This window comes from Rhodococcus sp. LW-XY12 (assembly GCF_019317345.1).
Classification (GTDB): domain Bacteria; phylum Actinomycetota; class Actinomycetes; order Mycobacteriales; family Mycobacteriaceae; genus Rhodococcus; species Rhodococcus pyridinivorans.
This window is the reverse complement of the sequence record NZ_CP079225.1, coordinates 768,481-783,929: the sequence shown is the minus strand read 5'-3', so window position 1 is coordinate 783,929 and position 15,449 is coordinate 768,481. Positions and strand designations below refer to the sequence as shown.

The 15,449-nt window shown below is 68.0% G+C and carries 12 protein-coding genes; 10 read left to right on the top strand and 2 right to left on the bottom strand.

Annotated elements, in window-relative coordinates:
- Window positions 1–132 precede the first annotated feature (132 nt).
- Both KXC42_RS03730 and KXC42_RS03725 read left to right on the top strand, forming a co-directional pair.
- Window positions 133–1,665, top strand: a complete 1,533-nt coding sequence (locus KXC42_RS03730) for a CYTH and CHAD domain-containing protein (protein WP_219129945.1) — start codon at window positions 133–135, stop codon at window positions 1,663–1,665.
- Window positions 1,666–1,813: 148 nt separating this feature from the next.
- Window positions 1,814–2,707, top strand: a complete 894-nt coding sequence (locus KXC42_RS03725) for a universal stress protein (RefSeq protein WP_064062131.1) — start codon at window positions 1,814–1,816, stop codon at window positions 2,705–2,707.
- 70 nt (window positions 2,708–2,777) lie between these two features.
- On the opposite strand, the gene KXC42_RS03720 is transcribed toward KXC42_RS03725, so the two are convergent.
- The gene (locus tag KXC42_RS03720) at window positions 2,778–4,289 is read right to left on the bottom strand and encodes a bifunctional aminoglycoside phosphotransferase/ATP-binding protein (protein WP_219129944.1); all 1,512 of its coding nucleotides are present in this window, start codon (window positions 4,287–4,289) and stop codon (window positions 2,778–2,780) included.
- A gap of 162 nt (window positions 4,290–4,451) precedes the next feature.
- Here KXC42_RS03720 and KXC42_RS03715 point away from each other — a divergent pair, with 162 nt between their 5' ends.
- The 6 genes from KXC42_RS03715 to KXC42_RS03690 all read left to right on the top strand — a co-directional run bounded on the left by KXC42_RS03715 (window position 4,452) and on the right by KXC42_RS03690 (window position 12,190).
- Entirely contained in the window at window positions 4,452–6,854 is a 2,403-nt protein-coding gene (locus KXC42_RS03715; RefSeq protein WP_052227413.1) for a glycerol-3-phosphate 1-O-acyltransferase, read from the top strand.
- Complete coding sequence (locus tag KXC42_RS03710) at window positions 6,851–8,281, top strand: HAD-IB family hydrolase (protein ID WP_033096812.1); 1,431 nt, start codon at window positions 6,851–6,853, stop codon at window positions 8,279–8,281. Before KXC42_RS03715 ends, KXC42_RS03710 begins: the two co-directional genes overlap by 4 nt.
- Complete coding sequence (locus tag KXC42_RS03705) at window positions 8,282–9,400, top strand: YbhN family protein (RefSeq protein WP_219129943.1); 1,119 nt, start codon at window positions 8,282–8,284, stop codon at window positions 9,398–9,400.
- Between the two features lie 84 nt (window positions 9,401–9,484).
- On the top strand, window positions 9,485–11,089 hold the full coding sequence (locus tag KXC42_RS03700) for a sodium-dependent transporter (RefSeq protein WP_019289992.1): 1,605 nt from the start codon (window positions 9,485–9,487) through the stop codon (window positions 11,087–11,089).
- Complete coding sequence (locus tag KXC42_RS03695; protein WP_006551747.1) at window positions 11,086–11,193, top strand: methionine/alanine import family NSS transporter small subunit; 108 nt, start codon at window positions 11,086–11,088, stop codon at window positions 11,191–11,193. The genes KXC42_RS03700 and KXC42_RS03695 overlap by 4 nt, the downstream gene beginning before the upstream one ends.
- A gap of 169 nt (window positions 11,194–11,362) precedes the next feature.
- Window positions 11,363–12,190 (top strand): hypothetical protein, encoded by an 828-nt coding sequence (locus tag KXC42_RS03690; RefSeq protein ID WP_037217111.1) that lies wholly within the window; start codon window positions 11,363–11,365, stop codon window positions 12,188–12,190.
- A gap of 47 nt (window positions 12,191–12,237) precedes the next feature.
- Here the strand turns inward: KXC42_RS03690 and KXC42_RS03685 are convergent, their stop codons facing one another.
- The gene (locus tag KXC42_RS03685) at window positions 12,238–12,921 is read right to left on the bottom strand and encodes a TetR family transcriptional regulator (protein ID WP_006551749.1); all 684 of its coding nucleotides are present in this window, start codon (window positions 12,919–12,921) and stop codon (window positions 12,238–12,240) included.
- A 163-nt stretch (window positions 12,922–13,084) separates the two neighbouring features.
- Between KXC42_RS03685 and KXC42_RS03680 the strand changes: the two genes are divergently transcribed.
- Together KXC42_RS03680 and KXC42_RS03675 are read left to right on the top strand one after the other, a co-directional pair.
- The gene (locus tag KXC42_RS03680) at window positions 13,085–13,930 is read left to right on the top strand and encodes an LLM class F420-dependent oxidoreductase (protein ID WP_024103036.1); all 846 of its coding nucleotides are present in this window, start codon (window positions 13,085–13,087) and stop codon (window positions 13,928–13,930) included.
- 23 nt (window positions 13,931–13,953) lie between these two features.
- The gene (locus KXC42_RS03675) at window positions 13,954–15,417 is read left to right on the top strand and encodes an FAD-dependent oxidoreductase (protein WP_219129942.1); all 1,464 of its coding nucleotides are present in this window, start codon (window positions 13,954–13,956) and stop codon (window positions 15,415–15,417) included.
- The last annotated feature ends 32 nt before the right edge of the window (window positions 15,418–15,449 follow it).

Below are 15,449 nucleotides of genomic sequence, written 5' to 3'. Positions count from 1 at the left end.
CACCCCGAAACCGGGCCTTGACCAGGGCCGAAGTGCCCTTTGCCCGGTATCGGCAGATCACAGTCGGACGAATCCCCTCATATCGGACCGCGTGGCAAGGTGGAGGCAACGCGCACCGAGAGGAGCAGATGGATGCCCAGCACATCGTCGGCGACCGTCGCGGAGGAGGCGGAACGCAAGTACTCCGCCACCGGCGACCGGCCGCTTCCGGACCTGACGGGACTGCCGTCCGTCGATGCGATCGACGTCGACCGGTTCGAATTGTCGGCCCAGTACTACGACACCGCCGACCTGTGCCTGCTGCGCTCGAAGATCACGCTCCGCAGGCGCGAGGGCGGCGACGACGCGGGATGGCATCTCAAACTGCCCTCCGGTGTCGACACCCGCACCGAACTGCACTTCCCCCTCGGCGACGACTCGGCCGAGGACGTTCCCGCAGACCTCGGATCCCTGTTGCGCGGCATCCGCCGTGGCGCCCCGTTGAGCCTGGCCGCTCTGCTCGTGACCCGACGACATCGGCACCGGCTCCGGTCGTCCGACGGCGGCTTCGTCGCGGAGGTGGTGGTCGACGACGTCGACGCCGTGCGCAGCGCCGACGGATCCGAGATCCGCTGGAAGGAGATCGAGGTCGAGTGGAATTCCACCCTCGGCGACGAGACGATCGGCCGATTCCTCACAGCACTCGAGGAACGCTTCGCGGCCGTCGGGATCACCCGTTCGGAGAGCCCGTCGAAGCTCCACCGCGTGCTCGGCGACCTGCTCCCCGCCCGCCCGCCGATCGCGAAGGGCCTGATCCCGGTACGCGACTATCTCTCGAGCGAACTGCACACCCTGGGTTTGTCCGACATCGCCGTCCGCCGCGACGCACGCGACGCGGTGCACAGCATGCGCAAGGCCGCGCGGCGTCTGCGCAGCGCACTGCAGACCTATTCCGACGAGATCGTCGTGGATCCCGATCTCGTCGACGAACTCCGTTGGCTCGGAAGACGTCTCAGCCCGTCACGTGATCTCGAGGTCCAATGGGAACGGCTCACGGATCGCGTGGCCGACATCCCGGTCGAATCGCACCGGGAAGCGACGAGAGCCCGTATCGACGAGTACTTCTCGGCACGGTCGGAGGCCGCCCGCCTCGAAGCAGTCGACACACTGGACTCGGACCGGTACGTCGGGCTGCTCACCCGCCTCGACGCGGCGATCACCGACATAGCGCCCGCCACAGAAGCGGCGGGGGCACGGCCGAAAGTGGCACGGAAGGAACTGTTGCGCGCGGTCGCAGCGCTGTCGAAAAAGGTCTCGCGCCGCGTCGACAGGGTCGGCGACGCCGAGAACCCGGCGGAGCGCGACGCGCTGATGCACCGGGCACGCAAGGGCGCCAAACGGATGCGGTATGCCATCGAGGTGATCGCGCCGCTGCATCCGAAGCGTTCCGGGCGGATCCTCGACCGATTCGACGACTTCCAGGATCTGCTCGGTGAATTCCAGGACTCCGTCGTGGCGCGGGAACACCTCCTGGACATGCTCTCCGAGCAGGGCCACACCGCCGAGACCAGTTTCGGGCTCGGGATCCTGTTCCGGATCGAGACCGAGATCGGCGACGCGCAGGCCGCACATCTGGACAGCGGATGGCAGAAGGCATACCGCGCCGCTCGCCGATTGTGGACCTGATCGAGGCCGGAAGGCTCTGGTCGGGGCCTCCCCGATCGGGGATCATGAAGATCGTCGACACCGGGTCACGGCCGCGTCGTGGCGGTAACGTGGCCTCGGGCCGACCTGCGCGCGGGAAGCCGCGCGTCGCAACGAGAAGGAGACATCCATGAGCACACCGAGCACCCGCAAGGCAGTCGTCGCAGGCGTCGACGGCTCCGAAACGGCTGTAGCGGCAGCGCGGTGGGCCGGTGCCGTCGCGTCGCGCATCGGAGCACCCCTCCACCTCGTGCACTCGATGCCCCCGGAGGGCATCTTCTACAGCGAGGCCGCAGTGCTCGTGCAGTCGCAGATGATCCAGCAGCTCGAGGAGGACGGCAAGAAGCTCCTCGCCGACGCCGCCGAGCGAGTCCGCGCAGATCACCCCGAGCTCGAGATCAGCAGCTTCATCGGTCCCGGTCCCGCAGCCAAGTCGCTGCTCGAGGCCGCCGAGGACGCACGCCTGGTCGTCATGGGCGCCACCGGCGCGGGTGCGCTGGAGAACTTCCTCCTCGGCTCCACCGTTCTGCGCGTCGCGAACCATGCGCCCTGCCCGGTGGTCGTGTGGCGCGGCAACACCGATTCTCCGCTGCCCGATTCCCGGCCGATCGTCGTCGGTGTGGACGGTAGCGAATTGTCCTCTGCCGCAGTCACTCACGCGTTCTATCTCGCGTCGGCCCTCGGGGTTCCGCTGCGGGCAGTGCACTCCTGGCTCGGTGACGCCGCACTCGGTGTCGGCGCCACGGCCGCGCTGGTCGATTGGGATGCCGTGGAGACCTCGGAGACCGCGGTTCTCGCCGAGACGCTGGCCGGCTGGAGTGATCGCCACCCCGAGGTCACCGTCGAGCGTGTGATCGACCGGGGCCCGGCCTCGAAGGTCCTGCTCGCGCACCTCGACGACGCCCAACTCGTCGCAGTCGGAAGCCACGGACGTGGCCAGTTCCGCGCCGCCCTGCTCGGATCCACGAGCCAGAACCTGCTGCACAAGGCTCCGTGCTCGGTGCTCATCGCCCGCAAGGTCTAGAACCGATCGTTCCGGTCCGACGGGGATCGCTTCGACGAAGCGATCCCCGTTCACTGTTCTCGGGGCGCGATCACCAGGGCGCTGGACCGAGCATGCTCTCCAGTCGCGCCGCGTCGACGGTCTCGACACCCGTATCGATCGCCGCTGCCTCCGGCCACGGATCCCGCCGGCGGAGTTGCTGTTCGAGCACGGCAGGGGTCGCATCGGAGGCATCGTCGCCGCGCTCGGCTCGGGATGCCATCCGTTGCAACAGGATTCCCTTGTCTGCACGGCACTCGATCTCGATCACATCCACGGAAGCACCGTCCGCGACCTTGCGGGCCGCGTCGCGCTGCCCGGACGACAACCAGGTCGCGTCCAGCACGACGGATCGTCCCCGGGCCAGAGCGGTCTCGGCACGGCGCAGCAGTTCGCGGTAGGTCGCCTCCGAATGCGTCGGTGCGTACAGACCGGCATCCGTACCGTCGCCGGTGCGGTCGGTGGGTTGCAGACCCGCCAACTCCTTGCGGACGATGTCGCTGCGCACTACGTCCGCTCCGAGATGCGCACCGACCGTGCGCGACAGTGTCGTCTTGCCGGTCGCGGAGACACCACCGACGAGCACCATGCGCACGCGTCCCCGGTCGAGATGTCCCTCGAGCAACTCGACGAGACCGGTCGCCGTTTCCCGCGCCGCTGCATCACCCTGCTCGTAGCGTAGGGCGGTCACCTTCGCGCGCACCAACGCTCGATAGGCGATGTAGTGGTGCACGAGAGAGGAGGGCGGGTGATCGCCCGAGACCTCACCATATTGCTCGAGCAACCGCCGTGCTGCGGGTTCGGCACCGAGACGTTCGAGATCCATTGCGAGGAAGGCGAGATCGAGTACTGCGTCGCCGTAGCGCAACTCGTCGTCGAACTCGAGGCAGTCGATGATGCGCGGACCGTCGTCGAGACAGAAGATGTCGTCGGCGAGCAGGTCGCCGTGTCCGTCCACGGCCCGGCCCGCCGCGATGCGTTCGTCGAACAGCACCGCCCGGCCGGCGAGGTAACGGTGCACGGACTCCCGGATCCGCGTCAACGCCCCGGCACGATCCGCCCCTACCTCCAGCCGGCCGAGATGGTCGAGACTGAGATCCCACAGCTCGGCGACGAAATCCGCGGAGGCACACCGGTCGATCTCGGGACCGTGCGGCGAGGAGGCGTGCAGTGCGGCGACCTGCTGTGCCACCTCGTCGATCACCACCGACACGTCCTCACCTCGGCGGACCGCGGCGGCCAGGCGCCGGTCGTCGGGCAGCCGCACCATTTCGACGAGGTGCTCGCACAACTGTCCGTCCGGGCCGTGGACGTCCGCGACGCCCAGATAGACGTCCGGTGCGAGACGCCGGTTGAGCTCCACCTCCCGGTGGCAGATCCGTTCACGGGCCTCACGCGTGCGGTTGTCGAGGAAGCCCAGGTCGAGCGGCTTCTTCAGTTTGTGCACGCGCTCGCCGACGAAGAAGACCACCGACGAATGCGTCTCCCTCACCCCCGCGTAGCCGACACCCTCCGGTCCGGCACCTGTGGTCACTGCGCCCTCCCTGTCGTCGGCGGCTCCCACCGAGTCCTCTCGTCCACCATATTGTCGTTCAGACACTCCCCCGGTGCATCTGCACAGCGCCCACCGGTGCATCCGCACAGTGTGTGTTCTCCTCCGGATCGCCCGAACGAACCGGCCGCGACAGGTAGCTTTCACACCGAGGTGACTTCTGGACGGGGTGAGATGAGAAACGATCAACAGAGCCGGGTACGAGGAGACGACACCGTGCGGGCGGACGACGGACCCACGGTGGCGGTCCTCGCGTACACGACGGCTCTCGAACGAACGATGATCGAGGATTGGCTGCGCTCGGACGAGCTTCCCGCCGAGTACCGCACGCCGACCCGCCCCGAGTCGCTCGACCTCGACTCACGGGTGCTCACCGAGGAGCTCGTGACCCGCACCGACGATCCGCTGATCCTGCCCTTGCGGATCGTGTGGCTCCCGGCGGAGCGCGACGGTGCGCGGCGTATCCGGTTCGCCGACGTCCTCGCCCTCACGAACCCACGCAATCCGAATCTGCTGCTGCAGAAATGGCTCGTGCGCAAGGGTGCCGACCGCTACCGGATCGTCGTCGCGAAACCGGCCCGCCTGTCCGAACTGCGGGACGCGCTCAGGGCGGAGGGCGGTGACGGTGACGACGGGGCACTCGCGCGGTACGTGACCCGTCGCGCCGTCGTCGCGCTCGAACGCGCGGAGCGAGCGGTGATCGGCGACCGCTACAAGGTCCCGCGGCTCGTCGCCGCCCAGATCATGGACTCGCCGATCTTCCGGCGCCGTCTCGACGAGATCGCCGCCGAGCACGGCCTCTCGCGCGCCGAGGTCGAGTCGCGGGCGCGCAGTTCCCTCGACGAACTCGTGGCCGTGCAGTCACGATTGGTCACCGACCTGTTCACGCAGGCGATGCGGCCGTTGCACGCGTCGGCATGGACCGTGCACGCCGACGAGGCCGGTCTGCGCGCACTGCGCGAGTCCAACCGCCGGTACGCCCTGGTCTTCCTCCCCTCGCACCGGTCCTACGCCGATGCCTTCGTGCTGGGCGACATCCTGGCGGCGAACGATTTTCCCGGCAACCACATCATGGGCGGGGCCAACCTCACCTTCTGGCCGATCGGTCCCGTCGCCCGCCGCACCGGCACGGTGTTCATCCGGCGCAGCTTCGCAGACGACGACGTCTACAAGGCCGCGCTCGAGGAGTACTTCGCGTTCCTGCTGAGCAAGCGGTTCAACCTCGAGTGGTACTTCGAGGGCGGCCGGACCCGCACCGGCAAGCTCCGGGCCCCGCGCTACGGATTGCTCAGCTACGTCGCCAACGCGATCCGCGGCGGACGCGTCGAGGACGCGATGCTGGTGCCGGTCTCGATCACCTACGAGGGACTCGCCGAGGTCGCGGCGGTCGCCGCCGAACAGACCGGCGCGACGAAGAAAACCGAAGGCCTGGGGTGGCTGGTGCGCTACGCCCGCAATCAGCGCAAGCGGGCCGGGAACGTGTACGTGCGGTTCGGCGATCCCGTGTCGATGCGCGAACTGCTGGTCGCCGGTGGGGATCCGGACCTGACCGCACCGGCGCCGGCAGCCGACCCGTCCGCGGCGCCGACGGATTCCGAGGAGATACGGGTGCTGCGCCGCAAGGCGCTGCAGAAGGTCGCCTTCGAAGTCGCGGTCGGCATCAACTGCAACACTCCGGTGACGGTGAACTGCCTGGTCACCCTGGCCCTGCTCGGTGTGCGCGACCGCTCGCTGACGCTCGAGGAGGTGCGGGCCGTGATCGCACCTGTCCGCCGTTATCTCGATCGCCGCGGTGTCCCGCAGGGCGGGCTCCACATCCTCGACGTCGAAGGTGGGCTCGAGGACGTGCTCTCGTCGCTCACCCACGCGGGGGTGGTCACCACCTACGCCGGCGGGGAGGAACCGGTCTACTCGATCCAGCCGGGTCAGCATCTCGTCGCGGCGTTCTACCGCAACAGCGGCGTGCACTGGTTCGTCAACCGGTCGATCATGGAGCTGGCCATCCTCTACGCGCACGCCAATCTCGGTGACGATCCTGTCCGGGTGGCGTGGGAGGAGGCGAAGAACCTGCGCGACCTGCTGAAGTTCGAGTTCTTCTTCCCCGACCGAGACACCTACGAGACCCAGATGCGCGACGAGCTCGCCTTGCTCGTCCCGTCCTGGGGCGACACGCTGCCGACGAAGGACGAAGCGCTGACCGGTCTCGTCGAGACCGGCTTCTTCATGTCGCACCGCACGCTGCGGTCGTTCTTCGACGCGCAGCTCGTCGTCGCCGAGCGCCTCGCCGTCCGGGATCCGGAGCTCGAGGTCGACCGCGCCGCCTTCCTGTCCGAGTGTGTGGCGGTGGGCCGGCAGATGCTGCTGCAGCGCCGCCTGTACGGGCCGGAATCGGTGTCGTCGGAGTTGTTCGCGTCCGCGCTCGACCTGGCGCGCAATCGAGGATTGCTCGACCACGACGAGGACCCCGAGACCGTCCGCGAGCGCAGGAAGGCATTCGCAGCGGAGCTGTCCGAGTTGGCCCAGCGGGTCGCGCTGGCCGAGTCGCTCGACGTGTCGAACAGAAAGGTGGAACGGTGAACCTCGAGCAGGCCCTCGAACGGGTGCGTACGGGTCCGCAGGGACCCGAGGTGGCGGCCTTCTTCGATTTCGACGGCACCATCGTGCACGGCTTCTCCGGTGTCCACTTCTTCCGCGACCGGGTGCTCGCCGGGAAGGTCTCCGCATCCGAACTGGCCGCGACGATGATCAACGGGATCCGCGGGACGGAGACCGAGGAGGACTTCGAACGCTTCGTCGCGATCGCCTTCAAGGCGTGGCGCGGTCACACCGAGGACGAGCTCTACGAGATCGGCCGCCGGCTGTTCATGACGACGATCGCCGGACACCTCTATCCGGAGGCGTGGCAACTCATCGGCGCGCACCAGAACGCGGGCCACACGGTGGTGATCGCCTCGTCGGCGTCCCGCTACCAGATCCAGGCCGCCGGGGACGCGCTGGGCGTCGAGCACATCCTGTTCACCCCACTCGAGGTCGAGAACGGTGTGCTCACCGGACGGGTCGACGGGAAATCGTTGTGGCGCAGCGGCAAAGCGGAGGCGGCACGCAATTTCGTCGAGACACACGGCATCGACGCCGAGGCCAGCTACACCTATTCCAACGGTGGTGAGGACGTGGAGTTCCTGGCCGTCGCCGGCAACCCCACGGCCACGAACCCCGATCGCACTCTCACCCGATTCGCCATCGAACGCGACTGGCCGATCATGCGGTTCCGGCCGCGCGGTACGCCGGGCGCCCGCGAACTCGTCCGCACCGCCGCCGCCTACGGCGGGATGTTCGGCTCGGTGTGGACGGGTCTCGGTCTCGGTCTGATCAACCGCAGCCGCAAGACCGCGCTGGACTCGATCATCAGCATCGGCACCGAGGTCTCCCTGGCCCTCGCCGGAGTGAACGTACGCATCGTCGGGGAAGCGAATGCGTGGGCCGCCCGGCCGGCGGTGTTCATCTTCAACCACCAGAGTCAGCTCGACCCGGTGGTGCTGGCCAAGGTCCTGAGGCAGGACTTCACGGGCGTGACGAAGAAGGAGATGGCCAACGACCCGTTGTTCGGGCCGCTTCTGCGGTTCGTCGGCGCCACCTTTGTCGACCGCACGAACACCGAGCGGGCGGTTGCGGCGCTCGGACCCGTCGTCGACACCCTCCGCGAGGGGACGTCGATCGTCATCGCCCCCGAGGGCACACGCTCGCTGACCCCGGCGATCGGCAGGTTCAAGAAGGGCGCCTTCCACATCGCGATGCAGGCCGGTGTCCCGATCGTGCCGGTCGTGATCCGCAACGCCGGCGAGATCCTGTGGAAGCACTCGACCCTGCTGCGGTCGGGCACCGTCGATGTGGCGGTGCTCGAACCGATCGACGTGAGCGGCTGGTCGCGGGAGGACCTCGGTGAGCACATCGCCGAAGTCGAGGACCTCTACCGCCGCACGCTGTCGAGCTGGCCCACTGACTAGATGACGAACGAGACCGTGACACCCGAGGAGCCGGACGACGGAGCCGACGAGAGCCCGCACGGTGAGAGCGGGCCGCTCACCCCGAAGCGACGCCGGTATCTCAAGTGGATCGTCGGTGCTCTGCTCGTCGTGGTGCTCACCGTCGAAATCGTGCTCGTGTGGCCGGAACTGTCCGACAGCGTCCGCGGCCTCGGGCATCTTCACTGGGGCTGGGTCGCGGCAGCGGTGTTCGCCTCGATGGCGGAGATGTCGACCTTCGCACGGGTGCAGCGGGCGCTACTGTCCGCGGCGGGTGTGAAGGTCTCGCAATGGCAATCGCTTTCGGTGGCCCTCGCGGCGAACTCCATGAGCGTGACCCTGCCGGGCGGACCGGTGGTCGGGACGACCTTCACCTACCGACAGATGCGGCGCTGGGGCGCACCCCCGGTGGTGGCGACCTGGCAGCTGGTCATGGCCGGGCTCCTCCAGGCCGCCGGACTCGCACTGCTCGGCATCGTCGGCGCTCTGCTCGTCGGCGCCAGCAACAACCCGTTCTCGCTGATCTTCTCGCTCGGCGGTCTGCTGCTGCTGGTCGTGCTCATCCAGTACGCGGCCGGCAATCCTGGTTCGTTCGAATCGATCGGCCTGATCGCCCTGCGGAGCCTGAACCGGTTGCGGAAGAAGCCGGAGCAGGCGGGTGCGCGAGCGTGGCGGAAGATCGTCGGCCAGCTGAGCGCGGTGCAACTCGATCGTCCTCATGCGGCCCGCGCGTTCGGCTGGTCGCTGAGCAACTGGGTATGCGACGGTGCGTGCCTGGCGTTCGCCGCATACGCGGTCGGTGGCGCGCCGAGCCTGGCCGGTATCGCGGTCGCCTACGCGGCCGGAACCGCCACCAGCCGTGCCATCCCGCTGCTCCCCGCCGGTCTGGGTGTCATGGACGCCGTGCTCGTGCCGGCGCTCACCGCATCCGGCATGACCGGCGCGCAGGCCCTGTCGGCGGTGGTCGTCTACCGGTTGATCAGTTTCGTGCTCGTCGCCGCGGTCGGCTGGATCGTCTTCGCATTCCGCTACCGGAACGTCGGCGAGGAGGGGGACGAGGACGAAACTCCCCCGGACCTGCGGCTCTGGGACGACGGCTGAAGGCGCCGACCCGAAAAGATCGCCCGCGCGCCGGTCGGGGCGCTAGCGTTGTCCTCCATCCGGATGAATGGAGGGACGAGGTTCGTGGCACAGCACGAGGTCACACGTAAACGGGAAGTCTGGTCGGGCCGGTCGGTGTTCATCATGGCCGCGATCGGCTCGGCGGTCGGACTCGGCAACATCTGGCGCTTCCCGTACATCGCTTACGAGAACGGTGGTGGCGCATTCCTGATCCCGTATCTGGTCGCGCTGCTGACCGCGGGTATCCCCCTTCTCCTGGTCGACTACGCGATCGGGCACAAGTTCCGCGGATCGCCGCCGCTGGCCTTCCGCAGACTGCGCCGCGGCGCCGAATTCATCGGCTGGTGGCAGGTGCTGGTGTGCTTCGTCATCGGCGTGTACTACGCGGTGATCGTGGCCTGGGCCGCGCGGTACACCTTCTTCTCGATCACCGAGGCCTGGGGCGACGACCCCGAAGGCTTCTTCATGAGTTCGTTCCTGAACCAGGACACCGATGCGACCTTCGGCCTGAGCTTCGTGCCGGGCGTCGCGTGGACGCTGCTGCTGGTCTGGATCGCGACGCTCGCGGTGCTCGCTCTCGGCGTCCAGCGCGGTATCGGCAACGCCAATCGGTTCTTCGTGCCGTTGCTGGTCCTGCTGTTCGGTGCGCTCGTCGTCCGGTCGCTGACCCTCGACGGCGCGACCGCCGGTCTCGATGCGTTCTTCACCCCGAACTGGTCGGCGCTGACCGACACCGGGGTGTGGATCGCGGCGTACGCGCAGATCTTCTTCTCGCTGTCCGTCGCCTTCGGCATCATGGTGACCTACGCGTCGTACCTGAAGCGCAAGACGAACCTCACCGGTTCGGGTCTCGTGGTCGGGTTCTCGAACTCGAGCTTCGAGGTGCTCGCCGGCATCGGCGTCTTCTCCGCTCTCGGCTTCATGGCCCAGGCGCAGGGTGTCGAGGTCGGTGAGGTGGTCGCGGGCGGTATCGGCCTCGCCTTCATCGCTTTCCCCACGATCGTCTCGGAGATGCCCGGCGGCCCGCTCTTCGGTGTGCTGTTCTTCGGTTCGCTGGTCTTCGCCGGGTTCACGTCGATGATCAGCATCATCCAGGTGACCGTCTCGGCCTTCCAGGACAAGACGGGCCTCGGCCGGGTGCCGGCGGTACTCGCCATCGGTGGTGTGTCGGCAATCGTGTCGCTGCTGCTCTTCCCCACCACCACCGGCCTGAACACTCTCGACGTGGTGGACCGCTTCGCGAACCAGTTCGGCATCGTGGGTGTCGCCTTCGTGGCGCTCGTGGTGGTCGCGTGGATCTATCGTCGTCTGCCCGAACTCCGCGACCACCTCAACTCGGTGTCGTCGTTCAAGGTCGGCACGGGCTGGATGGTGTTCACGGGCATCATCACCCCGCTCGTCCTCGGCTACATGCTGTTCAGCGAGATCCGCGACCGTGTCCGCGACGGCTACGGCGGTCTTCCCGACAGCCTGGTCACGGCCTTCGGCTGGAGCGTGCAGGCCGGCGTGATCATCCTCGCCGTCCTCCTGACGTTCATCCCCTGGCGCAGGGGAATCGACGAGGAATACGAGCTGGACGAGAACCGTCCGCCCGCATCCGCCCAGGCGCCTGCTTCGTCCGGTGCTCCCTTACCCGGACCCGACTCGTCCACAGGAGGTACCCGATGAGCACAGCGGCCGTCGCCATGATGATTCTCGCCCTCGTCACGCTGTGGGGCGGTCTCCTGCTGAGCATCCTGCATCTGCGTAAGCATCCGGACGATCCGGACTGATCATCCGCACCACCGACTCACATGGGTGTCGGTTCGGTAACACCACGGGGCGACGCTCTGGCCGGAGCGCCGCCCTTGTGGTCTCCTGGAGCGGTCATACTCTAAACCTCTAGTTTAGAGTTAGGTAAAGCCCGTCCGGGTGTCACGACCCACAGGAGGAGAACCCCATATGAGCCGCAGACACCGCAATCGGATGCGTCGCATCTCGGCCGCCGCAGCCCTGACCGTCGCCGCAGGTCTGGCGCTTCCCACCATCGCCGGCGCCGAACCCGCACCCACGGACCCGGCAGCACCGGCGGAAGCGCCCGCCACGAGCCCGCTCGTGAGCTCGCTCGAGGCTCTCCGCGCGCTGCCCGGCGTCGATCCCACGACTCTCGCTGCCGCCGAAGCGATCGCGAACGCACGCGGAAGCGCTGTCGACGCGGCCGAAGCGACACCGCTCGGCGCCTACGAGGACGGCATGGAGTTCCTGCGTCGCCTCGGCGTCGAACCGTTCCTCTACCCCACCGGCGCACCGTTCTGCACGGCCGACGGCGACCTGCCGCTGGGCACCGTGCCCGCCGTTGCGGGTGCTCTGCCCGGGCCATGGCCGAACCGCAGCCTGTCGCCGCTGCCGGGCACCCTGAACGTCGTCTCGCCCGGTGAGACGCTCTTCGCGTTCGTCCCCGTCGGCCTCGAGGAGGACGCCGACACCTCGGGCATCCAGCTCGCGTGGTTCAACGTCAACACCTTCCAGGGTGGCTTCGTCCCGATGGGCACGCCGGAGGAGACCGCGGCGGGAGCCATTCCGGCCGGCCTTCCCGTCCAGGCCCGCGGCATCGTCGAGCAGGCCATCACGACCTTCATCGCCGACACCCTGCCGCTGGGTGGCGTGCGGGTCGCGCCGGTCGAGACGGGGTCGGGCACCGTGCTCTCGGCCGTCTTCGGCAACGTGCGCAACGGCGACACGCAGTGCTTCTTCCTGCCCACGATCGGCATCGTGGACGTGCCGGCCTGATCGAACCAGAGCTCCCGAGCGGAGCCCAGAACTGCAGCGGGTGGGCGTCAGCTCGCCCGCTGCAGTCGGTTCAGCCGGTCGAACACGAGCGTGACGGCGGTGTCCATGTGCGCGAGCACATCGTCGACCGACTGCCGGCCCGCCACCCAGGCGACCAGCGCCGACATCCACACGTCGGCGATGATCCGCACGGCGTTGAGCACCTCTTCGGTGACGATGTCGATGCCTGCCGCCTGCGCGAACAGTCGGGTGAGCACCTCACCGAGACGGTCGAGTTCGGGCGCCGAGGACGCGTCGGCGAACATCGCCGCCCGGATGAGCGCGTCGTAGCGCAGCGGATTCTCGGACAGACGCGGCATCACTCCGCGCAGGACGCCCATCAGGCGCTCGGCGGCACTGTCGCCAGGGATCTCCACGGTGGTCACGGCTTCGGCGGCGGTCTCGAATTCGAGTACGAGCGCCACGACGAGCAGGTGGTTCTTCGAGGGGAAGTAGCGGTAGACCGTGCCGAGAGCGACACCGGATCGGTCTGCGACCGCCCGCATCTGCACGGCGTCGTATCCACCCTCGGAGGCGAGCTCCTCGGCGGAGGCGATGATCCGCATGTACCGCGCCCGCTGTGCCGGTCGCAGGCCCGCACCGGGCGACCGGGTGGACCCGAGGGCCGGCCGCGAGGTCTGCGTCGACGCCGACTCCTCGCCCGCGGTCTCCGTCGTCGACTGCTCCGTCATCACGCCACCTTCCGTTCATGCCCGTTTCGAGGATAGTTCAGCGTGGGACGACTGCCTTTTCGTACGGCCGACCGGCCGCAACCGGACAGGTGTCCGGAAATCTCTTCCCTCCGGATGTAGAACGCGTTACATTTTCTCCGTCACCGTCTGGAGAGGGGCTGTTGTGCGCCACGGAATCACCCTGTTCACGAGCGACCGGGGAATCCGGCCCGAAGTCGCTGCCTCGACCGCGGAGAGTCGCGGTTTCGACAGTTTCTACGTGCCCGAACACACCCACATCCCGATCCGCCGCGAATCCGCGCATCCGGGAACGGGCAACGAGACCCTTCCCGACGACCGTTACATGCGCACCCTCGATCCGTGGGTGGCGCTGGGGCTCGCAGCCGCGGTGACGTCGACGATCAAACTGGGCACCTCCGTCGCACTGCCCCTCGAGCACGACCCCATCACGCTCGCCAAGACCATCGCGAGCCTCGATCACCTCTCCGGCGGCCGGGTGAACTTCGGTGTCGGATTCGGTTGGAACGCAGAAGAACTCGCCGACCACGGCGTACCGCCGAAGAAGAAGCGCACCGCCATGCGCCAGTATCTCGAAGCGATGCAGGCGCTGTGGACCGAGGAAGAAGCCTCCTACGAGGGAGACTTCGTCGCATTCGGGCCGAGCTGGGCGTGGCCGAAACCCGTGCAGCAACCACGGCCCCCGATCTTCCTCGGCGCCGGTTCCACCGACCGCAACTTCGACTGGATCGTCCGCCACGCCGACGGCTGGATCACCACCCCCACGGAGAACAACGTCGTCGACAACGTCGCCCGTCTCCACAAGGCCTGGGCCGACGCCGGTCGTGCCGGAACTCCCGAGATCCTCGCTCTGGCAGGCCGTCACGACGCCGAGCAACTGAAGATCTGGGAGGACGCCGGGGTCACCGAGGTGATCTTCGGTCTGCCCGACCGCGCCCAGGACGACGTCGTCGCGTACATCGGCCGACTCGCCTCGAAACTCGACCACTGATCACCGACCCCGAACGGACCCCGATGAGCACCGATCTCCACCCCCTTCCCGCCGGCAGCGTCTCCACCTGGGACCACGAAGCCGACGTCGTCGTCGCCGGTTACGGCATCGCCGGTGTCTCGGCGTCCATCGAGGCCGCCCGCGCGGGTGCCGACGTGCTCGTGCTCGAGCGGACCGGCGGTTGGGGCGGTGCGGCCTCACTGTCGGGCGGCATCGTCTACCTCGGCGGCGGCACGCCGCTGCAGAAGGCCCTCGGATTCGACGACACGCCCGAGAACATGAAGGCGTTCATGCTCGCCGCGCTCGGGCCGGGCACCGACGAAGCGAAGATCATCGAGTACTGCGAGGGCAGCGTCGAACACTACGAGTGGCTCGTGGACAACGGCGTGGTGTTCAAGGAGAGCTTCTGGGGCGAACCCGGGTGGGAGATCCCCGGTGACGACGGCCTGATGTACTCCGGCGGCGAGAACTCCGCGCCCTTCAACGAGATCGCGACGCCCGCCCCGCGCGGCCACGTTCCGCAGATGACCGACAAGCGGACCGGCGAGAAGGGTGGCGGGTACATGCTCATGCAGCCGCTCTCCCAGGTCGCCGAAAGCCTCGGTGTGCGTGCCGAATACGACGTGCGGGTGCAGCGGTTGATCGTCGACGGCGACGGACGCGTCGTTGGCCTGACGGCCAAGCAGTACGGCAAGGACGTCCACATCCGGGCCCGCCGCGGCGTCGTCCTCGCGACCGGCAGTTTCGCGTACAACCAGGAGATGGTCGAGTCGTACGCGCCGCAGCTCAGCGGTCGCCCGGGTGCGGCGATCGAGGAGCACGACGGCCGTGCGATCCGCATGGCGCAGGCGCTCGGCGCCGATCTCGCGCACATGGACGCCACCGAGGTCGCCTTCTTCGGCGACCCGCAGTTGATGGCCCGCGGCATCCTCGTCAACGGCCGCGGTCAGCGGTACGTCCCCGAGGACACCTATCCGGGCCGTATCGGTCAGCTCACGCTGCTGAAGAACGACAACCAGGCCTATCTGATCATCGACGAACAGGCGTACGAGGAGGGTTGTGCGGCAACGAGTTCGACGCCCTTCTTCCGGTTCCGTCCGAAGTGGGTCGCGGAGACCGTCGCCGAACTCGAATCCGACATGGAACTGCCTGCCGGGACGTTGCAGGCGACCGTCGAGGTCTACAACAGGCACGCGAAGAACGGCAGCGATCCGGTGCTGGGCAAGAAGAGCGAGTGGGTCAAGCCCATCGGCAGCCCGATCGCCGCGCTCGATCTCCGTAACTGCACAGCAGGTTTCACGCTCGGCGGTCTGCGCACGTCGGTGAACTCGGAAGTGCTGCACGTGTCCGGCGATCCGATCCCCGGCCTGTTCGCCGCCGGTCGCTGCACGTCGGGCGTGTGCGCGTGGGGTTATGCGAGCGGCACGTCGCTGGGAGACGGAAGCTTCTTCGGTCGCCGCGCCGGTCTGTCGGCCGCGAAGGGCTGAGACCGAACGGGTGGTTCCGGCGGCCGAGCCAC